This is a genomic window from Streptomyces sp. NPDC102514 (assembly GCF_055584525.1).
The window spans coordinates 37,056-60,527 of the sequence record NZ_JBVJLW010000006.1 but is presented as its reverse complement, the minus strand read 5'-3'; the positions used below and the strand labels follow the sequence as shown (position 1 = coordinate 60,527).

General features: G+C 73.1%; 14 protein-coding genes. 12 read left to right on the top strand and 2 right to left on the bottom strand.

Features of this window, described 5'->3' with window-relative positions; all coding sequences use genetic code 11:
• The first annotated feature begins 261 nt into the window (after positions 1-261).
• The 9 genes from ACZ60E_RS17095 (at position 262) to ACZ60E_RS17055 (ending at position 17,565) form a co-directional block, all read left to right on the top strand.
• The gene (locus tag ACZ60E_RS17095; protein WP_469441291.1) at positions 262-4,125 is read left to right on the top strand and encodes an FHA domain-containing protein; all 3,864 of its coding nucleotides are present in this window, start codon (positions 262-264) and stop codon (positions 4,123-4,125) included.
• Between the two features lie 489 nt (positions 4,126-4,614).
• Positions 4,615-6,003 (top strand): ABC transporter substrate-binding protein, encoded by a 1,389-nt coding sequence (locus ACZ60E_RS17090; RefSeq protein ID WP_453793468.1) that lies wholly within the window; start codon positions 4,615-4,617, stop codon positions 6,001-6,003.
• 9 nt (positions 6,004-6,012) lie between these two features.
• Positions 6,013-7,365, top strand: coding sequence for a carbohydrate ABC transporter permease (locus tag ACZ60E_RS17085; RefSeq protein ID WP_469441290.1), 1,353 nt, complete (start codon positions 6,013-6,015; stop codon positions 7,363-7,365).
• A gap of 143 nt (positions 7,366-7,508) precedes the next feature.
• A complete protein-coding gene (locus tag ACZ60E_RS17080) occupies positions 7,509-8,312 on the top strand; it encodes a carbohydrate ABC transporter permease (protein WP_384813697.1) in 804 nt (267 codons plus the stop codon).
• A 150-nt stretch (positions 8,313-8,462) separates the two neighbouring features.
• On the top strand, positions 8,463-10,727 hold the full coding sequence (locus tag ACZ60E_RS17075) for a bifunctional glycosyltransferase/CDP-glycerol:glycerophosphate glycerophosphotransferase (RefSeq protein ID WP_469441289.1): 2,265 nt from the start codon (positions 8,463-8,465) through the stop codon (positions 10,725-10,727).
• Positions 10,728-10,787: 60 nt separating this feature from the next.
• Positions 10,788-11,738 carry a class I SAM-dependent methyltransferase gene (locus ACZ60E_RS17070; protein ID WP_469441288.1) on the top strand — a complete coding sequence of 317 codons (951 nt, stop codon included), beginning with the start codon at positions 10,788-10,790 and terminating at the stop codon, positions 11,736-11,738.
• 132 nt (positions 11,739-11,870) lie between these two features.
• Positions 11,871-14,006: a bifunctional glycosyltransferase/CDP-glycerol:glycerophosphate glycerophosphotransferase gene (locus ACZ60E_RS17065; protein ID WP_469441286.1), complete on the top strand. Its 2,136-nt coding sequence runs from the start codon at positions 11,871-11,873 to the stop codon at positions 14,004-14,006.
• 62 nt (positions 14,007-14,068) lie between these two features.
• On the top strand, positions 14,069-16,291 hold the full coding sequence (locus ACZ60E_RS17060; protein ID WP_469441284.1) for a bifunctional glycosyltransferase/CDP-glycerol:glycerophosphate glycerophosphotransferase: 2,223 nt from the start codon (positions 14,069-14,071) through the stop codon (positions 16,289-16,291).
• On the top strand, positions 16,288-17,565 hold the full coding sequence (locus ACZ60E_RS17055; RefSeq protein ID WP_469441282.1) for a hypothetical protein: 1,278 nt from the start codon (positions 16,288-16,290) through the stop codon (positions 17,563-17,565). The genes ACZ60E_RS17060 and ACZ60E_RS17055 overlap by 4 nt, the downstream gene beginning before the upstream one ends.
• A gap of 94 nt (positions 17,566-17,659) precedes the next feature.
• Here ACZ60E_RS17055 and ACZ60E_RS17050 read toward each other — a convergent pair whose 3' ends face one another.
• On the bottom strand, positions 17,660-18,073 hold the full coding sequence (locus tag ACZ60E_RS17050) for an organic hydroperoxide resistance protein (protein ID WP_384815430.1): 414 nt from the start codon (positions 18,071-18,073) through the stop codon (positions 17,660-17,662).
• A 126-nt stretch (positions 18,074-18,199) separates the two neighbouring features.
• On the opposite strand from ACZ60E_RS17050, the gene ACZ60E_RS17045 reads away from it, so the two are divergent.
• Positions 18,200-18,679, top strand: coding sequence for a MarR family winged helix-turn-helix transcriptional regulator (locus ACZ60E_RS17045; RefSeq protein ID WP_384815428.1), 480 nt, complete (start codon positions 18,200-18,202; stop codon positions 18,677-18,679).
• On the opposite strand, the gene ACZ60E_RS17040 is transcribed toward ACZ60E_RS17045, so the two are convergent.
• On the bottom strand, positions 18,627-20,264 hold the full coding sequence (locus ACZ60E_RS17040) for a glycosyltransferase family 39 protein (protein WP_469441784.1): 1,638 nt from the start codon (positions 20,262-20,264) through the stop codon (positions 18,627-18,629). The genes ACZ60E_RS17045 and ACZ60E_RS17040 overlap by 53 nt on opposite strands.
• Before the next feature lie 210 nt (positions 20,265-20,474).
• Between ACZ60E_RS17040 and ACZ60E_RS17035 the strand changes: the two genes are divergently transcribed.
• Positions 20,475-21,767, top strand: coding sequence for a glycosyltransferase 87 family protein (locus tag ACZ60E_RS17035; RefSeq protein WP_469441279.1), 1,293 nt, complete (start codon positions 20,475-20,477; stop codon positions 21,765-21,767).
• A gap of 53 nt (positions 21,768-21,820) precedes the next feature.
• The gene (locus ACZ60E_RS17030) at positions 21,821-23,452 is read left to right on the top strand and encodes a glycosyltransferase family 2 protein (protein WP_469441277.1); all 1,632 of its coding nucleotides are present in this window, start codon (positions 21,821-21,823) and stop codon (positions 23,450-23,452) included.
• Positions 23,453-23,472: the final 20 nt, after the last annotated feature.

The following is a 23,472-nucleotide window of genomic DNA, read 5'->3' as shown; positions in this document are numbered from 1 at the left end:
TGAAAAGACGCTCGGTTCGGGTGCTTTGGTTGCCGGATCTTGACGTGACCGATCTCAACCGGGCATTGGTCAGGCACTTTTGCGGGCAGAGCCGACCAATCAAGATCACTTGCTTGCGGAGTGCGGGCGTGTTGTCAGTATCAAGTGCGAGGATGCTTTCCGTACTGGCCGACGTGCCCGTGCGCGGTGGGGGAATCTGCGGTGGGGACCGCGGCAGAGCCCCGTCGCGGGCGCCCGCGACAGAAGGGACCGCTGACGGCGATGCAGATCCGGCTGACCGTCGTAGACCCGCTGGGGACGCGCCCCGACGGACGCCCCGCGTCCTGCGACGTGCTGGTCACAGCACCCGCCGGGACCGCGCTCGCGGCGGTGGCCTCCGGCCTCGCCTCGGCGGTCGGGGGCGAGGGCCCCGGGGTGCTGTACGCGGAGGCGGAGCGGCTCGACGCACAGCGCTGCACGCTGGGTGAGCCTCCCCTGATGGACGGCGCCGTGCTGTCCCTGGGGTCCCCCGCGCAGCCCGGCCCCGATGTCGATCCCGCGGCGGCACAGCTGCGCGTGGTCGCCGGGCCCGACGCCGGGGGCGTCCATCTGCTGCACGGCGGCCGGATCGAGATCGGCCGTTCCGCCGACGCGGACGTACCGCTGGACGACCCGGACGTCTCCCGGCTGCACTGCGCCGTGACGGTCGCGGCGGACGGCCATGTCTCGGTGGCGGACCTGGGCTCCACGAACGGCACGGTGCTGGACGGCAGGCGCGTGGGCGAGCGCCCGGTGCGCTTCGCGCCGGGCGCGCTGCTGCGGGTGGGCGAGTCGGCCCTGCTGCTGGCCCCGGCGGGCGAACGGGCCGACGTCCTGGAGACCGCGCCGGACGGCGAGGGACATGTACGGGTGGTGCCGGCGGGGGCCGGGGGGCCCGGCCGGGAACAGTCGGGACAGGCGGGCCATTCGGGCCAGGCGTCGGGCGCTCACGGTGGCGCCGGATATGCGGCGGCTTCGGACCGCTCCGGGGCGGCACACGGACAGCGGCAGGCCCAAGGTCAGGGACAGGGACAGGGGCAGGTACGGGGCGAGGGGACGGGCGCGGGGCGGGATCAGGGGCGAAATCCGGCCGTTTCCGGAGGGGCGGCGGAGGCCGGATCCGGACCTGCCTCCCGGTCCGGGGCGGGGTCCGCGTCCTGGACCGACGCGGGCGCCGGAGGCGCGAGGGTGCCCAGGGCGCGCGGCGAGGACTCCGCCGCCGGCTCCAGGGGCGCCGCCGGCTCCAGGGGCGCCGAGGGCTCGGGGGACGCCCGGAGCACCGGCGGTTCCCGCTCGGGCGCCGAACGGCCGACCTCCGAGACCCATCACGGTTACGGCACAGCCGGGTGGGGCTCCGCCGGTGGCGGGGTCCCGGGCAGCCAGGAGCACCTGCCGGCGGGACCGCATGTGGTGCCGGGCCAGGGCGGGGCGCCCCGGATCGAGCACAGGGACGCCGGAGACCGCGGCGCGTACGGGGACTCCGGGGAGCCGTACGAGGAGGACCCCGGCAGCGACGTCCAGGGACCGGGCGAGGGCAAGCGGAAGGGCACTCCCCTCCGGGGGACACCCGTGCCGCGCAACGCGCGCAAGCGCGGCCTCTCCGCCTGGGCCCGCCGGCTGGCGGGGTCCCGGAGCGAGGACCAGTACGGCGAAGAGGGGGAGTACGACCCGTACGACTCGTACGAGGCACCCTTCGCCGAGCCCGTCGCCCTGGGCGTGCCCTCGCCCGAGCGGTGGCCCGATCCGGCCGCGCTGCTGCTGGCGGCGCTCGGACCGGGACCACGGCTGTGGGAGCGCGAACCGGGACACCAGGAGACCCTCACGGTCCGGCTGGGCACGGCGGACCGCAGCACCCCCGACGGCTCCGGGCTGCTGTCCGCGGTCCCGGTGACCGCAGCGCTCCGCGAGGTCGGGGCGCTGGGTCTGGCCGGACCGCGCGAGCGTCTGTCGGGGCTCTCCCGCGCGGTGGTGGCCCAGCTCGCCGCACTGCACTCCCCCGACTCGCTGGAGATCACCCTCCTCAGCACGGACCGCTCGCGTTCCCTGGAGGAGCGCACCGCCGAGTGGTCGTGGCTCGGCTGGCTGCCCCACCTGCGCCCCACCCACGGCCAGGACTGCCGCCTTCTGCTCGCCTACGACCGCGAACAGGCGACGGCGCGCACGGAGGAGCTGGTCCGGCGCCTGGAGGACCACCTGACGGAGACGGGACGGGCCGCCGAGCGTGGTCACGGGCCCCGCCTCGGCGCGGGCTCGCCGGACGACAGCGGAGCCTTCGCGCCGCGCCCGAGGCACCCGGCCGACGCCGGGACGGCACCCGGCCAGGACGCCGCCGGCCTGCCCGCCCCCGGGAGCCATCCCCTCGCCCGCGACCCCCACGTCACGCACCTCGGACTCCCCCGCAGCGGCACCCAGGGCGGTGAGGCGCGGGAAAGGGCCGGACGGCCCTCCTGGGCCCGGTCGGAGGATCCGGCCCAGACCGGCTGGTCCGGTCCCCACACCGTCGTCGTGGTGGACGGGGACCCCGGGTCGGCCGGTGTGCGGGACGCCGTGTCGCGGCTCGCGGCCGAGGGCCCCCAGGTCGGCATCCATGTCATCTGTCTCGCCGAGACACCGGCCGCGTCGCCCTCCTCGCCCGTGATCGACACGTACGAGGCGGCCTGTGCGGTGTCGCCCGCGTTCCGCGACTGCGGGGCCGTCGCGCTGCTCAGCGGTGACGTGGCGACGGCCCTGCGGCTGCTGCGCGTCGCGCCCGCGACACAGCCCCACGGCCCGTCGGGTTCTTCTGCTTCTTCTTCGGGTTCTTCGGGCGGGCCCGTCGGCCATGGCACGGTCGCCGCGGTGGACGCCGTCTCCATGGCGTGGGCCGAGCGCTTCGCCCGGGCCCTGGCACCGCTGCGCGCGGAGGGCGGGGCCGGTGAGCGGCACACCCGCGTGTCCGCGCCGCTGCCCCAAACCGCCCGGCTGCTGGACGAGTTGGGCCTCGCGCGGGCGACCCCGGCGTCCCTGATGGCGCGTTGGGCGGACGCGGCCGACGACCCGGAGGCGTTCGGCGGCAGGGCCACGGCCGTGCTCGGCGCCGGGCCGCGCGGGCCCGTCGGGGTGGACCTCGTGGGCGAGGGCCCGCATCTGCTGATCGAGGGCCCGCCGGGCAGCGGGCGTACGGAGCTGCTGCGTTCCGTCGCCGCGTCGCTCGCCGCCGCGGAGCGGCCCGACCGGCTCGGGATCGTGCTGGTCGACGGACGGGACGGCACGGGTACCGGTGGTGCGGCGGGGCGCGGGGACGGGCTCCAGGTCTGTACGGATCTGCCGCACGTCACGACGCATCTGGGCGCCCACGATCCCGTACGCATGCGGGAGTTCGCGCAGTCGCTGTCCGCCGAGCTGAAGCGGCGGGCGGAGCTGCTCGGGCGTCTCGACTTCACCGAGTGGCACGCAGGCCGGGAGGGGCCGCGCCGGGTCGTCGCGCAGCGGTCGGGGTCCGCGTCCGGTTCGACCGGTGCGTCCGGTGCCGGGGACATCGACACGATGTCCAGTTCGACGCTGCGGCTGCGGCCCGCCGCGGCTCGGCCCCGTCCGGACGCGGGGCCGCCGCTGCCCCGGCTCGTCGTGGTCGTCGACGACCTGGACGCGCTGCTGTCCCCCTCGCTGGGGTCCCCCGGGCGTCCGGCCGCCGGGTCCGTCGTACGGGCCCTGGAGGGGGTTGCCCGGGACGGTGAGCGGCTCGGGGTGCATCTGGTGGCGGCCACCGGGGGCGGGGCCCGTACGGACGAGACGGAGCTGGCTCGGCGGGCCGGGCTGCGGGTACTGCTCGAAGCGCCGGGGGTGGGGACGGAGGAGCCGTCTCCCGGGCGGGGCAGGCTCGGTGCGGCGGGGCCGGGCGGTCGGTCCGTGCCGTTCCAGGGCGGGCGGGTCACGGGGCGTATCCCCCGTACGGCGACGCTGCGGCCCACGGTCGTGCCGCTCGAGTGGGCGCGGATGGGGGATCCGCCCGCGCGGCGGCCCGTACGTGAACTCGGCAACGGTCCGACGGACTTGGCCCTGCTGGCCAGCGCCCTGGAACGAGCGTCCCGCTCGGTCTCGGCGGCGGAAGTCCCCTCGCTCCTGTAGCCACCCCTTTCCCTGGGGGCTGCCGCCCCCAGACCCCCGCATCGGCCTGAACGGCCTCGTCCTCAAACGCCGGACGGGCTAAAACACCCAGGGGCGCGAGGAACTGCGCGACACGCCCCCACCGGCCCGCACCCGACTACGCACCCCCACGGGGCCCGGGGCGAAGCCCCGCCCGTCAGGGGCGCGAGGAACTGCGCGGCACACCCCCACCGGCCCGCACCCGACAACACACCCCCACGGGGCATGGGGCACAGCCCCACCCGTCAGGGGCGCGAGGAACTGCGCGGCACACCCCCACCGGCCCGCACCCGGCGACACACCCCGGGGCATGGGGCGGAGCCCGGTGGTGGGCAGCCGCCCCGAGCGTCACGACGCGGTCACGATCACACCCTTGACAGCGCAGGCGCCCTTGCCGACGCCAAGCGCACGGGCGTAGACCAAGAGCGCACGGGCAGGACCTCGGACGTTCGACGGAGAACGGGGCACACCATGCGCAGCAGCACTCTTCGGATCAGCAGGTCGCACAGGAGCAGCGGTGCCGCGAAGGCCGCAGCCGCCGTCGTCGCGGGGGCGATGGCACTCACGCTCACGGCATGCGGCGGTGACGACGACAAGAAGGACGACGGCGGCGACAACGGGAGCGGAGCCGCCTCCAGCGTGCAACTCCCCAAGCTCGACGGCCAGAAGCTTGAGGTCGCGGCCGTGTGGACCGGACCCGAGCAGGACAACTTCACCAAGGTCCTGGACGAGTTCGAGAAGCGGACGGGCGCGGAGGTCGCCTACGTACCGACCGGCAACAACACGTCGACGTTCCTCGGCACGAAGATCGAGGGCGGCAAGCCGCCGAACGTGGCGTTCCTCCCGCAGGTCGGTGTGCTCCACCAGTTCGCCGAGAAGGGCTGGGTCAAGCCGCTGGGCGCCGAGGCGAAGGCGCAGCTCGACAAGAACTTCTCGAAGGGCTGGCAGGACCTGGGGTCGTACGAGGGCGAGCAGTACGGCGTCTACGCGAAGGCCGCCAACAAGTCGCTGGTCTGGTACAACACGGCGGCGTTCGAGGCGGCCGGCATCACGGCGGAGCCGAAGACCTGGGACGAGTTCCTGAAGACCGCGCAGACCCTGTCGGACGCGGGTTCGCCCGCGGTGTCCATCGGCGGGCAGGACGGCTGGACCCTCACCGACTGGTTCGAGAACGTCTATCTCTCGCAGGCGGGCCCGGAGAAGTACGACCAGCTGGCCAAGCACGAGATCAAGTGGACGGATCCGTCCGTGAAGGAGGCTCTGACCACGCTGGCCCAGCTGTGGGGCAAGAACGACCTGATCGCGGGCGGCAACGCCGGAGCGCTGCGCACCGAGTTCCCGAAGTCGGTGACGAACACCTTCTCCGGTGACACGCCGGCGGGGATGGTCTTCGAGGGCGACTTCGTCGCGGCGAACATCAACGCCGACACGAAGGCGAAAGTGGGCACGGACGCCAAGGTGTTCCCGTTCCCGGCGGTCGGGGACGCGTCGCCGGTGGTCAGCGGCGGTGACGTGGCGGTGGCGCTGAAGGACGACAAGGGCTCGCAGGCCCTGCTGACCTTCCTGGCCTCCACCGACGCGGCCGAGATCTGGGCGGCGCAGGGCGGCTTCATCTCCCCCAACAAGGAGATGAACGCGGACAAGTACAAGGACGACGTGGCCCGGGACATCGGCAAGGCCCTGCTGAAGGCCAAGGACTCCTTCCGCTTCGACATGTCCGACCAGGCCCCGGCGGCCTTCGGCGGTACCGAGGGCACGGGCGAGTGGAAGGCGCTGCAGGACTTCCTGAAGACCCCCTCGGACGTGGCGGGCGCCCAGCAGCAGCTGGAGACGGCCGCCGCCAAGGCGTACAAGGGCTGACGGCCGCCGATGTCGTCGCAGGTCGCGACGGCGGGGGGCCCGGCGAACCCGGTGCCTCCCGCCGGCAAACGCAAGAGTGTGATCGGTACGCGGTGGTGGGTGGCGGGGCTGTTCCTGCTGCCGGCGATCGTGCTGCTCGGCGCGCTCGTGGTCTACCCGATCGGGTACTCGGTCTGGCGCAGTCTGTACGACGCCGACGGTTCGGGTTTCGTGGGTCTCGGGAACTACGGGGACCTGTTCAGCGACGACGCCACGTTCACCGCGGTCAAGAACACCGCGATCTGGGTCGCGGTCGCCCCCGCGCTGGTGACCGGGCTGGGTCTGATCTTCGCCGTGCTGACCGAACGGGTGCGCTGGTCCACGGCGTTCAAGCTCATCATCTTCATGCCGATGGCGATCTCCATGCTCGCCGCGGGCATCATCTTCCGGCTCGTGTACGAGGCGGACCCCGACCAGGGCGTGGCGAACGCCGTGCTGGTGGGCGTGCACGACACGTTCGCCGACTCGTCGGTGTACCCGAAGGCGCGGCCGTCCACCGAGAGCGACCTCAAGGCGTCCGGCGGGGGCGCGTTCACCTCCACGGGCGCGCTGGAGGCGGGCTCCCCGGCCCTGGTCCCGCTGGTCGGCATCGCCCCGGACAAGGTGCCGGGCGACCCCGGGGACGCGAAGGCCGCGAAGACCTCGGGCGACGGCGTGTCCGGCACGGTCTGGCTGGACTTCAAGCTGGGCGGCGGCGGGACGAAGGGCGCCGTCGACGCGGGTGAGAAGGCGCTGCCGGGCATCAAGGTCGAGGCGGTGAAGGACGGCGAGGTGGTGGCCTCCGCGAAGGCCGGCGACGACGGTACGTTCACGCTGCCTGCGTCCGCCGCGGGCGCGCAACTGCGGCTGCCGTCCTCGAACTTCGCGGAACCCTACAACGGCGTCGACTGGCTGGGCCCGAGCCTGGTCACCCCGGCCATCATCGGCTCGTACGCCTGGATGTGGGCGGGTTTCGCGATGGTGCTCATCGCGGCCGGTCTCGCGGGGGTGGACCGCAATCTGCTGGAGGCGGCCCGGGTCGACGGGGCCAACGAGTGGCAGGTGTTCCGCCGGGTCACGGTCCCGCTGCTCGCGCCGGTCCTCGTCGTCGTCCTGATCACCCTGATGATCAACGTGATGAAGATCTTCGACCTGGTCTTCATCATCGCCCCGCAGCCCAGCAAGGACGAGGCCAACGTGCTGGCCCTGCAACTGGTCAACGCGTCCTTCGGCGGCGGCAACAACCAGGGGCTCGGCAGCGCGATCGGCATCGTCCTGCTGCTCCTGGTGATGCCGGTGATGATCGTCAACATCCGCCGACTGCGAAGGGAGCGCCGACGGTGACCGCACCCTCCGTACCTCTGAAGGGCCCCGGGGACTCCGGGGGTCCCGGGAGCCCCGGGGAACCGTCCGCGGCCGTGGACGCCCCGGGTCCCCCCGAGCGCCCGCTCGTCTCCCGGATCGCGAGCGCCGCGGGAGGCGGCGCGATGCGGGTCTTCCTGATCCTGGTCGCGCTGCTGTGGGTGACGCCGACGGTGGGGCTGCTCGCCTCGTCGTTCCGGGACCCGACCGACATCGCCGCCTCCGGCTGGTGGGAGGTCTTCAGCAAACCGTCCCAGCTCACCACCGAGAGCTACTCGACGCTGCTCGGCAAGGAGGAGATCACCGACTCCCTGCTCAACACGGTGTACATCACGGTGCCGGCCACCGTCCTGGTCGTCGTGATCGGCGCCATGGCCGGATACGCCTTCGCCTGGATGGACTTCAAGGGCCGCGACTGGTGGTTCGTGGCCGTGGTGGCGCTGCTGGTGGTGCCCATCCAGATCGCCCTGATCCCGCTGGCCGATCTCTTCGGCGACCTGGGGATCTTCGGCAGCGTCATCGGCGTGGTCCTCTTCCACGTGGGCTTCGGCCTGCCGTTCGCGATCTTCCTGCTGCGCAACTTCTTCGCGGAGATCCCCCGTGAACTCCTGGAGGCGGCACGGCTCGACGGGGCGGGCGAGGCCCGGCTGTTCGCGACGGTGATCCTGCCGCTGGGGGCGCCCGCGATCGCCTCGCTGGGCATCTTCCAGTTCCTGTGGGTGTGGAACGACATGCTGGTGGCGCTGATCTTCTCGGACTCCGGTTCCCGGCCGCTGACGGTCGCGCTGACGGAGCAGACCCGGCAGTTCTCCGGCAACATCGAGACGCTCGCGCCCGGCGCGTTCATCTCGATGGTGATCCCGCTGGCCGTGTTCTTCGCGTTCCAGCGGCAGTTCGTGTCCGGAGTGATGGCGGGTGCGGTGAAGTAGCCGCCACAGCAGGCGAGTTGAGGGGCGGGCCGGTTCCGGTCCGCCCCTTCGCGTCACCCGGGGGGTCCCCCACATGCCGCATTCGGCGTAACCCCGTAACCCCTTCGGCCGTTGCCGGGCAATACGGCCGCGCCGACCCATGGATGTCCCTTGCCCCGGTTCAGTGTCATTGTCCCCGCGTACCAGGTCCAGGCGTATCTGCACGAGTGCATGGCATCGGTCCTGGAACAGTCGTTCACCGACCTGGAGCTGATCGCTGTCGACGACTGCTCGCCTGATGCCTGCGGTGCGATCGCCGACGAGTTCGCGGCCCGTGATCCGCGGGTGCGGGCCGTGCACCTCAAGGAGAACGTGGGCCTCGGCCGGGCCCGCAACGCGGGGATGCGGGCCGCCACCGGCGACTACCTGATCTTCCTGGACGGCGACGACAGCCTCACCCCGCACGCCCTGCGGGACATCGCCGACCGCGTCAAGGAGACCGGCGACCCGGATGTCCTGGTCTACGACTACGCGCGCACCTTCTGGTCGGGCGAGACGGTCCGCAACGTCCGGGCGGGGCAGCTCCACGAGGAGGGTCCGGCGCCGTTCCGCCTCGACGACCGGCCGGGCCTGCTGGACGTCCTCATGGTCGTGTGGAACAAGGCGTACCGCCGGGAGTTCGTCGAGCGGGAGCAGTTCGCGTTCCCGCCCGGCTACTACGAGGACACGCCCTGGACGTACCCGGTCCTGATGGCCGCCGAGACCATCGCGACGCTCGACCGGGTCTGCGTCCACTACCGGCAGCGGCGGCAGGGCAACATCCTCGGCACGACCAGCGGCCGGCACTTCGACATCTTCGACCAGTACGACCGGGTCTTCGCGCATCTCGACGCGCACCCCGAGCTGGCGCGCTGGCGGCCGGTCCTGTTCCAGCGGATGGTCGACCATCTGTCGGCCGTGTTCCTCAAGCGCGACCGGCTGCCGCGGGGCTCGCGCGCCGCGTTCCTGCGCAAGGCCCGTGCCCACTACGGCCGTTACCGCGTACGCGACGCCGGCGTCCCGTCCCGCAACCGGCTGCGGCACGCCCTCGTACGGTTCGGCAGTCATCGCACCTACCGCGCGCTGTGGACGGCGACACGGCTGAAGCGACGGGCCGTGCGGCTCGCCGGGGCGCTGGCCCACGGGGTCCGGACGGCCTCGCTGCGGCTGCATTACGGCGTCCAGCGCCTGCTGCCCGTACGGGCCGACCGCGCCGTGTTCGCGGGCGACGCGGGACGCGGTCACGGCTGCAACCCGGGGGCGCTGGAGGCCGCGTTCCGCACGCACGCCCCGGGGATGCGCACCGCGTGGGTCGCGGCGTCCGGCTTCCACCACACGATCCCGACGGGCACGCGCAGGCTGACGCCCGGTTCCGCCGCGTACTGGACGGCGCTGGCCCGGTCCAAGTACGTCGTCGGCAACGCCGGTTTCGACCGCCGGCTGGTCAAGCGGCGCGGCCAGATCCTGATCCAGACGCAGGCCGGCACCCCGCTCAAGCACATGGGCCTGGATCTCCAGGACCGTCCGGCGGCGGCACGGGACACCGACTTCGCCGAGGTGCTGCGCGACGCCGACCGGTGGGACTACTGCCTGTCCGGCAACCGCCACTCCACGCTCGTCTGGGAGCGCGTCTTCCCGGCCGCGTACACGATGCTGGAGTACGGCCAGCCCCGTAACGACGTCTTCCAGAAAGCCACTTCGGCGGAGGTCGCCCGGCTGCGCGAGTCGCTCGGCATCCCGGAGGGCACGGTCGCGGTGCTGTACGCGCCGACGCACCGCGACTACCGCCGCACCCAGCGCACCGCGCTCGACCTGGAGCGGGTGCTGCGCCGGCTCGGCCCGCGGTTCGTCCTGCTGACCCGCGCCCACCCCTCGTACGGGGCGCCGCTGGCCCGCAGTGGCGGCCGGCTGATCGACGTGAGCGACCATCCGAGCGTCGAGTCGCTCTGCCTCGCCTCGGACGCGCTCGTCACGGACTACTCGTCGCTGATGTTCGACTACGCGGGCCTCGACCGCCCGATCGTGCTCCTCTCGGACGACCCCGAGGCGTACGAGGCCGCCCGCGGGACCTACTTCGACCTGCGGGCCTTCCCGCCCGGCGCGATCGCCCGCAACGAGGACGAGCTGATCGACATCTTCGCGACCGGCCACTGGCGCGGTTCACGCTCCGCGCAGCTGAGGTCCGCCTTCCGGGAGCGCTTCTGCCCGTACGACGACGGCCGCGCCGCCGAGCGCGTCGTGCGCCGGGTGGTACTGGGCGAAACAGCCGGCCTCCCCGCGGTGATCCCCCCGGACGCCCGCCACCCGGTGCCGTCCGCGGCCGACGGGAACACCCCCTCGCCCCTCGCCTCCGTCCCGACACCCGGAGTTTCCGTTCCCGTCGTTGACAGACCCTGAAGCACTCCGGTCCCATCCCCAGGCACAGGAAATCCACAGACCCCGTTTTACGGAGTACTCATGACTTCCAGCACCACCGAACTGCCCCGCCCGAAGGCCCTGTCGGAGGTCAAGGGCTGGTTCAGGGCCGTCGACCAGCAGTTGTTCGACTGGTTCCTGTCCGGGCAGGTGGACCGTGCGCAGCGGGGCGACCTGCTCGAACTGGGCGCGTACATGGGCAAGAGCGCGATCTTCATGGCCTCGTACCGACGTGCCGACGACGCCTTCACGGTGTGCGATCTCTTCGACTCGGCCGCGCCGGACTCCGCCAACCTCAAGGAGATGAACAAGTCGTACTCGACGCTCACCCGGCGGGCGTTCGAGGCCAACTTCTCCGCGTTCCACGAGCGGCTGCCGGAGGTCGTCCAGGCTCCGACGTCGGTGGTCGCCGACCGCGTCGCGGACGACAGCTGCCGCTTCGCGCACATAGACGCCTCGCACCTGTACGAGCACGTGTACGGGGACATCGAGGCCGTGCGGGACATCCTCCTGCCGGACGGCGTGGTCGTCCTCGACGACTACCGCGCGGAACACTGCCCGGGGGTCGCCGCCGCCACCTGGGGGGCGGTCGCCGCGCTCGATCTGCATCCCATATGCGTGACCGGCACGAAGTTCTACGGCACGTGGGGCGATCCGGAGCTGCTGCGCGACGCGCTGCTGGAGTGGCTGGCGGCCCGTGACGACATGTGGCACGAGGTGCAGCAGGTCGCCGGGCACGGAATGATCCGCATAGACGGCAGGAAGGCCACCGAGCCGAAGCATCCGGTCTCCCGGTACGCGGCCGAGGAGGAACCGGCCGCACCCGCCGGAGCCGCGGCGCCCGCCGTGCCGGTCCAGCGCACGGCGTCGTCCCGGCCCGCACCCGCCCGTCCCGCCGCGGCCCCGCAGGCCGGCCGTGCCCGCGCACTCGCCAAGGACCTGCTCCCGCCGATCGTCACGAGGACGCTGGCAGGGCGCCGCCGCGGGCGCTGACACCGCCGGCGGCAGGAGCGCCCTCCCGGGCCGCATCGAGCCGCCGCACGTGCCGCCGTCCCGACGGACCCGTCGCTCCGCCGGGACGGCGGCACCACACAGCACAGACAGAAAGAAAGAGCACCACACCACATGCCCCGCTTCAGCATCATCGTCTCCGTCCACGACGTCGCGGGGCGGCTCCCCGCGACCCTCGATCCGGTGCTCGACCAGTCCTTCGCCGACTTCGAGGTGATCGCGGCCTGCGCGGACCCGGGCGCGCCCGCGGGCGCGCTCGTCGGTGAGTACGCCGAGGGGGACGCCAGGGTCGTCCGGGTCGCCGGTACGCGCGAGGCCGGGCTGCGGGCGGCGGCCGGGGCGTACGTGCTGTTCCTGGACGCGGGTGACGTGCTGACGCCGGGAGCGCTGGCCGGGATCGACGCGCGGCTGCGGGAGCCCGGCGGGGCCGGGGTCGATGTGCTCCGCCTGGGCCACGCGCGCGTGCCGTGGTGGGAGGGCGAGCCGGTGGTGGAGCTGTTCGAGGACCGGGACCCCGCGGACGTACGGCTGCCGGTCTGGGCCACCGCCTACCGCCGCGCCTTCCTGAGCGAGCACGGGCTCGGTTTCCCCGCCGGCCGGGACACGGATCTCGGCTGGGCCGGTCTCGTGGCCCTCGCCGCCGGGGAGAGCGCCGTGCTGTCCACGGTCTGCGTACAGCGCCACGAGCGGCGGCGGAGCGCGGGGGCATCGGGCGCGGGGGCCGGACTCCTCGACCAGGTCGAGCTGGTGCTGGAGCGGGCCGCCGCGCAGGGCCTTCCCGAGGACCGGACGCGCGCCCTCTTCGCGCAGCTCTTCGCCGAGGTCCTCGACCTGGCGGCCACCGCCCCCCACGGCCGGGCCTTCTTCCGGCGCGCGGGCAGGCTCTACCGGCGGTACCGTCCGGCGGGCCACCGCACCCGGGGAGTGCGGGCCCGGCTGCTGCGGCGGGGCGCGTACACGGCGTTCCGGGCACTCCCGGTTCTCGGTCGGCCGGCGGCCCGGGCGCGGGCGTACGCGGGCCGCTCCGCGCTGCGCAGGCGCCGCGCCCTGACGTACGCGTGGTACCTCCGCAGGCCGCTGGACGAGAACCTCGCCGTGTTCGCCGCCTACTGGGGACGCGGCTACGCCTGCAACCCGGCGGCGATCCACCGCAAGGCCCGTGAACTCGCCCCGCACATCCGGTCGGTGTTCCTGGTGAAGGAGAAGGAACTCCCGCACATGCCGGACGACGTGGAGAGCGTGGTGATCGGGAGCAGGCGGTACTGGGAGGTGATGGCGCGCGCGAAGTACACGTTCAACAACGTCAACTTCGAGCACGCCGTGGTCAAGCGCCCCGGCACCGTGCACGTCCAGACCCACCACGGGACCCCGCTGAAGCGGATGGGCGTCGACCAGATCGAGTACCGGGCCGTCGCGGCGGCCACCGGCAGTTTCGGCAGGCTGATGCGGCGCGTGGACCGCTGGGACTGCTCCCTGTCCTCCAACGCCCACTCCACGGAGGTCTGGTCGGGCGCCTACCCGAGCGCCTTCGAGCACCTGGAGTACGGCTATCCGCGCAACGACCGCTTCTGCACGGCGACCCCCGCCGAGGTCACCGCGATCCGCGAACGGCTCGGCATCCCCGAGGGCCGGGTGGCCCTGCTGTACGCGCCGACCTACCGCGACTATCCGCGGGACGTGTCGGCGCAGTTCGACCTGGCGCGGTTCTGCGCGGAACTCGGGGACGAGTTCGTGGTGCTGCTGCGCGCGCACTACTTCCTCGACGGCGACTCGGGTCTGCGGCGGGCGGTGGCGGACGGCCGGCTGATCGACGTGACGTCCCTGCGGGACACCGAGGACGTCTGTCTGGCCTCGGACGCGCTGATCACGGACTACTCGTCGATCATGTTCGACTACGCGAACCTCGACCGCCCGATCGTCACGTACGCCGACGACTGGGACGTCTACCGGGACACCCGGGGCGTCTACTTCGACCTGCTGGCCGAGCCTCCGGGCCATGTCGCCCGTACGCAGGACGAGTTGATCGACGTCCTCACGTCGGGCCGGTGGGCGGACGGGCGGTCCGCCGCACTGCGTTCCGCCTTCCGTGAACGGTTCTGCGAGTTCGACGACGGCCAGGCCGCCGAACGGGTCGTACGGCGGGTGCTGCTCGGACAGCCCGAGGAGGAGCTGCCCGCGCCGATCCCCCTGCGCGAGCGCCTGCCCGCACCGGCCGCCGCCGTGTCACGCCCCCGCACACCGGCGCGCTGAGGGGCGCGTCGATGCCCTCACGTGCTCCCGCGACCCAGCAAGTTCCCGGACCTGGAAGTGCCATGCCCCGCTTCAGCATCGTCGTGCCCGTCCACAACGTGCAGGGCTACCTGCGCACCTGTCTGGAGTCGGTCCTCGGTCAGTCGTACGGCGACTTCGAGCTGATCGTCGTCGACGACCGCTCCCCGGACGGGAGCCCGGCGATCATCGACGAGTTCGCGGCCCGCGACGAGCGGGTGGTGGCGGTGCATCTGCCCGTCAACGGCGGTATCGGCCCGGCCCGCAACCACGGCGCGAAGCTGGCGCGCGGCGAGTACCTGCTCTTCCTGGACAGCGACGACAGCTACACCCCGGGCACCCTGCGGGCGATCGCCGAACGCATCGACGCCACCGGCCGGCCGGACATCGTGCTGTTCGACTACGCGCGCACCCACTGGTACGGCGCGGTGAAGCGCAACCGGGACGCGGAGATGTTCGCCGCGCCGGGCCCGGACGTGTTCACGGTCGCCGAACGCCCCGAACTGCTCGACCTGTTCACGGTCGTGTGGAACAAGGCGTACCGCCTCGACTTCTTCCGCGAGGGCGGCTTCACCTTCCCCACCGGCTTCTACGAGGACGCGGTGATCGTCTACCAGACGCTGTGGACGGCCCGCACGATCACCCTCGTCGACCGGATCTGCGTGTACTACCGCCAGCGCCGCCAGGGCAACGCGATGCGCACGCCGAGCCGGGAGCACTTCGAGGTGTTCGCGCAGTACGAGCGGCTGTTCCGGTTCCTCGGGGAGCAGCCGGAGCTGGAGCGGTGGCGCGGTTTCCTCTACGACCACATGGCGGACCACTACCTCTTCATCCTGCGCCAGGCGGACCGCGTACCGCCGTCGTCGCGCCCCGAGTTCCACCGGCGGGCGGCCCGGGACCTGCGCGCGTACCGGCCGGAGGGCCACCGGCTCGGCGCGCACATCCCGCGGACGTCGTTCACGCTGCTCGCGCGGGCCCCGTACGCCTTCCACGCGCTGCACCGGATCGCCGCCGTGAAGCGTGCCGGGCTGCGCAGGCGCCGCCTCGTGTGGCGGCGAAGGCTGCGCAGGGTGCTGCTCGCGCTGCACCGGCGGCTGGTCCTGCGGCGCGCGCTCGACCACAACCTCGCCGTGTACTCGGCCTTCTCGCACCGGGGTGTCCTCGGCGACCCGGCCGCGATCCACCGCAAGGCGCGGGAACTCGCCCCGCACATCCGGTCGGTGTGGGTGGTCGGCAAGGACCACGTGGCCGCGCTGCCACCGGGCATCGAGCACGTCGTGCCGGGCAGCCGCGCCTATCGCAGGGTGACGGCCCGCGCGGGCTACCTGATCAACAACGTCAACTGGGCCAACGACCTGGTCAAGCGCAGGGGTGCCGTCCACATCCACACCCACCAGGGCACCCCGGTGAAGTCGATGGGCGCGGACCTGCTGAAGTACCCCGGCGCGCGGCGCGGCTTCAGCGTCCCGAAGATGCTGCTGCGGGCCGACCGCTGGGACTACAGCCTCGTCGCGAACGCGCACTCCGAACTGGTCTGGGACCGCGCCTACCCGTGCGGCTTCACGTCCCTGCGCTCGGGCAGCCCGCGCAACGACTGCCTGGTCCGTCCGGAGGAGGGCCACCGCGAGTCCGTACGGCAGCGCCTCGGCGTCCCGGACGGGAGCACCCTGCTCCTGTACGCGCCGACGAACCGGGACCACCGGCAGGGCGGTTACGCGCCTGCCCGCGACCTGGAACGCCTGATCGCGGGGCTGCCGGGCGACCACGTCCTGGCGGTCCGCCTGCACCCGTCGCTCGCCCAGCACCACGAACGGGGCCTGGGCCTGCGGGACCTGGCCGCGCGCGGCCTCCTCCTGGACGTCACCGACGAACCGCGGGTCGAGGAGCTGCTGCTCGCCTCCGACGCGCTGATCACCGACTACTCCTCCCTGATGTTCGACTACGCGCACCTCGACCGGCCGATCGTCCTGCACACCTACGACCTGGACACGTATCTCGCCGCGCGGGGCACGTACTTCGACGTCACCGAGCGCCCGCCGGGCCATGTCACCCGCGACGAGGACGAACTGGCGCGGCTGTTCGCGTCGGGCGCGTGGCAGGACGAGGAGTCGACCCGGCTGCGGACCGCCTTCCGGTCACGGTTCGGCGGGTACGACGACGGGCGGGCCGCGGAGAGGGTCGTACGGACGCTGATGCTGGCCGAGGACATGACGCCGCCCATGGTTCCCGCGCCCGGCGCCCCGAGCGACGCCCTGACCCGCTCATGAGGGCTCGCCCCGCCGCGTGGGTGCTGTTCCTCGCCGCCCTGTTCGGCTGCCTCCAGCTCGCCAACGTCACCGGCCGGGACACCCCCGACAGCCGCAACTACCTGTCGTACGCGCTGAGTCTGGGCGGCGCCGGCAAGACGGAGGCGGCGGGGCGGAGCATCGCGTACGTGTGCGCGAGCCGGGGCGAGACGGCCTCCCGCAACCACAGCGTGGACGTCCGGCGCTTCCGTGCCCCCGATCCGGGGCCGGGCATCCGGGCCGAGTGCGACCGCTACTACCACTGGAGCGTCGGCCGGCGGCTCGACGCGGGCCAGACGTCCGGCTGGACCGCGCCCTTCATGAGCGAACGGTTCATGCGGATCTTCGAGGTGCGGCCGGGCTATCCGCTGCTGCTCCTGCCGTTCGTGACGGTGTTCGGCGTGACGTGGGGACTGTGGGCGGCGGGGGTGTGCGTCGCGGCGGCCGGGGGCGTGCTGGTGTTCCTGATCCTGCGGACGCTGGACGTGCCGGTGGGGCCCGCGCTGGCCGGGCAGGCGCTGTACTACGTGCTGCCGACGGGCGCGACCGCGATGCGGCCCATGACCGAGGGCACGATGACGGCGCTCACCCTGGCTGCGCTGTGGGGCTGCGCGCTGGTGCTGCGCGGACGCCGGGCGGGCCCGGTGGTCGCCCTTTCCCTGGCCCTGCTCTTCACCGTGAAGCACTCGCAGGCGCTGTTCCTGGCGGTGTGTCTGGCCGGGGCGTGCTGTGTGATCGGCGTCCACCGCAGGAGGTCGGGGCGGCCGGTCGGGGACGCCGTGAAGACGCTGCTGAAGGTGACCGTGGGGGCGGCGGCCGGGACGGTCCTGCTCGCCCGGCTCCTGCACTACCCCTCGGAGTCGGACAGCCTCCAGGACCTGCTCACCGACCACTTCTTCCGGCCGGACCGGGAGCGGCCCTGGCGGGAGTTCCTCCACCTGGAGGTCAACTTCTGGACCGAGTGGCTGCGCCGCCAACTGGCCGAACCGCTGTTCCTGGTGCTGGTCGGGGCGGGGGTGTGGGGGGCACTCCGGGCACGGCCGGCGTTCGGGGTACTGCTGGTGGGCGCCGCGTCGACCGGGGTACTGAGCATGGCCGCGCACCCCGACATCGCCATCGACCGGCTGATGGTGACGGCATGGCTGGTGGCGGTGATCGGGGTACCGCTGTGGTGGGCGGGCGACGGTTTTCGCCCCCGAACCCCCGCTGAAGGACTCAGCCTGCGGGCCGACGGGCGCGCGCCCCTGGGGGCCTAGGCCCCCAGGGGCGCGGGGAACTGAGCAAAGGGGGGGCGAGGGGCGCGGCCCCATGCAGTGACGGGAAGGGTAGGGGCGGCGGGGGCGAGGAAAACTACTCGACGACCAGCTCGACCGGCACGTTCCCCCGCGTCGCGTTCGAGTACGGGCACACCTGGTGAGCCTGCTCCACCAGCTTCCGCCCGGTCGCCGCGTCGACAGACTCCGGCAGCTCCACCCGAAGGGTGACCTTGAGGGCGAACCCTTCCCCCTCCTTGCCGATCCCGACCTCCGCGGTCACCGCGGCGTCACTGACATCGACCTTCGCCGAACGCCCCACGAGAGCGAGCGCGCTGGCGAAACACGCCGAGTACCCGGCGGCGAACAGCTGCTCGGGGTTCGTGCCCTGCCCGTTGCCGCCCATCTCCGTCGGAATGCCGAGCTGCAGGTCGAGCTGCCCGTCGGAGCTGTAGGCGCGGCCGTCACGGCCGTGGGTGGCGGTGGCTACGGCGGTGTAGATCGCGTCCATGGAAACCATCCCTCTCAAAGGTCTGAATCGGGCCCGCGGCCTCAGTTCCCGGCCGCCGACAACCACAAGTAGAGCACACAATTAAATTGTGCACAACTAAATGACGCACCGAGGTACCCTGGGGGCATGACCACGACGCCCGTGCCCGAGGACGACTTCCTCCGCCTCGACCAGCAGATCTGCTTCTCCCTGAACGCCGCCTCGCGCGCCTTCGGGAGCCTGTACCGCGTCGTCCTGAAGGATCTGGGGCTCACCTACCCCCAGTACCTGGTCATGCTGGTGCTGTGGGAGCACGGCGACCTGCCCGTGAAGAAGGTCGGCGAGCACCTGCGGCTCGACTCCGGCACGCTGTCGCCGCTGCTGAAGCGCCTGGAGACGGCCGGTCTCGTACGCCGTGAGCGCAGCGCCCTGGACGAGCGGTCCGTGGTGGCCGGGCTCACCGACGAGGGCGCGGCCCTGCGCGAGCGGGCGCTGCGCGTACCGCGCCGGATCGCCGCCGCGACGGGCTTCGAGCTGGCCGAGATAGAGGACCTGCGGACCCGGCTCGACCGCCTCACGGGCGCGCTGGACGCGGCGGCGCTGGAGGAGACCCCGGGCTGCGAGTGACCGGGGCCGCCCCCGCCGCCGCGGACCTGCGCACGTAGAGCCGCATGACCGACGCCTTGCGCACGTACTCGGCCCGGGGCACGAACTCCCCGTTCAGGAGGGCGAGTTTGACCTGTTCGGCGGGGACCGGCGGATACCAGCCGGGCCGCAGCGCGTACGGCTCGGCGACCACCCACACGCGGTCGAGCCCGTCGAGCCGGCGGCGCAGTTCGGCGGGGCCGGTCTCGCGTCCGTAGAGGGTTCCGGAGACGGCCCCGGGCTCGCGCAGCGCGATGTCCGCCGTACCGCGGAAGCCCTTCGGGTACGCCACCGCCGCGCGCCTGGCGAGCGCCGGGAGGAAGAGCACGGGGTCGCCGTGGCCCATCCGCCGGGCCGCCGCTGCCGAGACGGCGGCGAGGTTGTCGGGGCGCCGGTCGGGGTCCCGGTCCGCGCGCAGGACGGGAAGCTGCGCGACGAAGGCGAGGGCGACGCCGAACACTCCGAGACACGTGACGGCGTGCGCGTCGACGTGTCGCGTCCGGCCGCCCCGCAGCCGGGCCGCCGCCCCGGCCAGCCGTTCCGCGCCCGCCGCCGCCAGCAGGGGCGCGCCCGCGAGCGCGTACAGCACATAGCGGTCGTCGAAGAGCGGCCAGTGGCGCGAGACGGCGAGGAGGGTCGCGGGCGGCACGAGCAGCAGGGGGAGGGCGACCGCGGGGAGGGAGAGTTCGCCGCGGCGGGCGAGGGGTCCGCCCAGGGCGAGCACGATCAGCAGCAGGTACGGGCCGAGGACCAGCAGGGTCGGCCCGGCGAACGCCCGCAGGAGCCCTTCGACCGCCTCGCCGCCGGGAGCCCTGAGCCAGGCCACCTGCCCGGCCTGCCCACGGGAGACCAGCCCCAGCGGAAGCACGACAAGAACCACACCCCCGGCGGCCCGCCCCCACCCCCACCACACCGCCCGGGAAACCCGCGCAAGCGCCAACGTGCCCGCATGCGCGAGCAGAACCAGCACAGCAAACTCATGAAGCAGCACGGTGCCCCCGGCAACACCCCCATAGAACCCCCAGCACCACCCCCCGAAAGGGGCGCGAGGAACGGCGCGCCCGACCCCCACCCCGCCGCACCGGACACCCGACCGCCGCCCCCGATAAGGGGCGCGGGGAACTGCGCGACCAGCCCCCACCGGCCCGCACCCGACACCCGCCCCCGGTCCTGCCGCCCGCACAAGCAAAAACGTAGCCCCCGCAACCCCCGCGGAGACGACCGCATAAGACCGCCCCTCCTGCGCGAAATGCCCCACCACCGGCGTCACCGCATACAGCAGCCCCGCCCACAACCCCACCCGCGGACGCGCGAGCCGCGCCCCCAGCGCGCCGACGAGACCCGCCGTCACGGCCGCCGCGCAGAGCGAGGGCAGGCGCAGCGCGACCTCGCCGGGATGGACGGCGAGGACGGGGTGCATGAGGAGGTAGTAGAGCCCGTGCACGGCGTCCACGGAGTGCAGCAACTGCCAGATCTGCGGCAGCGACCGCCGCGCCACCTGGAAGGTGACCGCCTCGTCACGCCACATCCCGCCCCGGTCGATCCCCCACAGACCGATCACGAACATGACGACCCCGGGCACCACCACCGCACCGACGACGCCGAAGTCGAAGCCGGAGCCGAAGCCGGAGCCGGAGCCGAGGCCGGAGCGGAAGCCGAACGCACCCCTCGAACGCTTGACGATCATGCGCCAGATCCTGTGCTACTAGCTGACCTTTGCTGCTGATTGACTCGTCATCGGCCGGTATGAGCCACCTTGCGGCTTACGATCCCCCGGATGACCCCCCGGAAGAAGTCCTGCAAGAAGTCCCGCAAGAAGCTCTTGGCCCTCACCGCGACCTGGTCGGCCACCCGCGCCCTGATGCTCTGGCTGCTCGCCCAGGACGGCCGCACCCCCCTCGGCGTCGGCGGTGTCGCCCGCGAGGTGCACGAGCTGTACGCCCGCTGGTACGGCGTCCTCGCCACCGGCACGTTCCCCTCCGGCGACCGCCTGTGGCAGTACCCGCCGGGCGCGGGCCCCGTCCTGCTCTCCCCGGGACTGCTGCCGGGACTGACGTACTTCCAGGCGTTCGTGACCCTCACCCTGGCCACCGACCTGCTGGTCGCCGCCGTCCTCACGCGCGCGGGCACCCGCCCCGGCCGCAGCCTGCGCGGCGCGGCCCTGTGGACGGCGGCCCTGCCCCTCCTCCTGCACATCCCCCTCGCGCGCTACGACGTGCAGGTCACCGCCTTCGCCGTCATCTCCCTGCTGGCGCTGTCGCGCTCCACGCGTGCGTGCGGCGCGTTCGCCGCGCTGGGCGCCCTGGTGAAGGTGTGGCCCGCGCTGACGCTGATCGGCACACCCCGGGGCCGTACGACGAGGGAGGCGTGGACCGCGGCGGCCGTCACCGCGGGCGTGCTGCTGCTGACGCTCGCCGCCCTGTTCCGCGACCCGTTCGACTTCCTGCACCAGCAGAGCGGCCGGGGCGTGCAGATCGAGTCGCTCGGCGGCACGGCCCTGTCCTTCGCCCACCACGCGGGCTGGCCGGGGCAGGTGGGCTACCGGTACGGCGCGATGGAGTTCACCGGCCCGTACGTCACCTCGATCGCCGCGGTGTCGCTCGCGCTCACCGTCGCGGCCTTCGGCGCCCTGCTGCTGTGGCGGCTGCGCGCGCGGCGCTGGACGCCGGCGACCCCGTACGACGCCGCGCTCAGCGCCGTGCTCCTGTTCACGGTGACGAGCCGGGTCATCAGTCCCCAGTACCTGGTGTGGCTGATCGGTCTGGCCGCCGTGTGCCTGACCTCCCGGCACACCACGCAGCGCCCGGTCGCGACGCTGGTGGCCGCCGCCGCCGCGGTCAGCTCCCTCGCGTATCCGGTCCTGTACGACGACGTCGTGGCGTGCACCTGGACGGGCACCCTGCTGATGCTCGTCCGCAACGGCCTGCTGGTGACGGCCGCCGGGCTCTCCTTCCACCGTTTGTGGACGGCCGCGTCCCCGCGGGCCGTACCGCGGCCCGAGGGGACGGAACCCCCGCCCACCGCACGCCATGTCCCCCATGAGACAGTAAGTGCCGCAAATACCTCTTAACGGAAGATAACCATCACTCTCCACCATTCCGTCCCATGGAGGCCGTGCACGTCATGCGAGCCAGAACTCCCGGCCCGTCGCAGGTGAGCGTCGTCGTCATCGGGTACGAGGACGCCGCCCGAGTGGGGGACGCGGTGCGCTCGGCGCTGGCGCAGGGGCCCGCGGTCCGTGAGGTGATCGCCGTGGACGACTGCTCGACGGACGGCAGCGCAAACCTCCTGGACCGCCTCGCCCGGGACGAGCCGCGGCTGAGGGTCGTCCGCCGCGAGGTCAACAGCGGCGGCTGCGGCAGCCCGCGCAACGACGGCATCGACGCCACCACGGCCCCGTACGTGATGTTCCTCGACAGCGACGACGTACTGCCGCCCGGCGCGGTGGACGCCCTGCTGACGGCGGCCACCGGGCGCGGCACGGAGGTCGCCGCAGGCCTGTGCGTGCGCCGCGAACTGCCCTCCGGCCGCGAGGTCCGCTGGCAGCCCGAGCTGTACGCGGGGGCCGCCCTGGTGACCCGCCCGTCGCGGCGCGTCCGCCTGGTCCACGACACGCTGTGCGTCAACAAGCTGTACCGCACCGACTTCCTGCGCGAGCACGGCATCCGCTTCCCCGAAGGGCACTTCCCCTACGAGGACTTCGTCTTCACCGCGCGCGTGCTCGCCGCCCGTCCGCGCATCGCGCTGATCCCGGACACGGTCTACGTCTGGCACGTGCGGCGCGGCGCCGAACGCCTGTCGATCTCACTGGACAGGTCGGGCGTCGACAACTGGCATGCCCGGATCACCGCCCACGCCCTCGCGTACGACATCCTCCTCGCCGCCGGTGAGAAACGGCTGGCCCGGGCGTCCCGCGCCCGGTTCCTCGACCACGCGCTGCGGATGTACGTGCGCGAGCTGGATCTGCGCGGGGCCGTGTACCGGCGTGAGTGGTGGGCCCTATCGCGCGCGTACCTCGCGACGTTCGACGCGGCCGACTTCGCGCTGGCCCCGGCGCCGGGCAGGGTGATCGCCCAGGTGGTGCTGGCCTCGGAGAAGCCGCGCGACCTGATCCGTGTCAAGGAGGTCGCGGCGCGTCCGGCCCGGCTGCGGCCCCCGTACGCGCGGGCCCAGGACGGTACGCCGGTCTGGTCGGCCGACCTGCCCCACGTCACCCTGGAACACCTCCTGCACCGGCCCGTGCGCGTCCTCCCGGTGGCCGTCGACGCGGAACTGCGGCCACGCGCGCGTGGCACCCGGCTGCGGCTGCGCCTGCACGAGCTGTACGGGCGGATGGCGGACGCGGCCCCGGCGGCCGTGGACGCCGAGTTCGTGCACCGGCAGGACGGGCGGACGGGCCTCACGCTCACCGCGCCCTTCCACGCGGACGACGTCGATCCCGACACCATCGGCTCCGGCTCCGGCGTCGACTCCTGGACGGCCGAGGCGCCGGCCGACCTCGCCGCGCTCGGCTCCGGCACCTGGGACCTGCGGCTGTGCCTGCGCTTCCACGACGGCACGACCCGCGAGACCACCGCGCACGCGAGCACAGGACCCGGTCTGCTGCGCCGGACGGTCGTCCCGAGCGCCCGGCACGGGGTCCTGCTCGTCCAGCCGTACGCGACCCACGCGGGCTCGCTCGCCCTGCGGATCGCGCCGGGCCTGCGGGGGACGGCGGCCGTGCTGGGCCGCAGGCTGAAGCGTTTGCTTCACTGATCCGTATCCGCACCATGAGG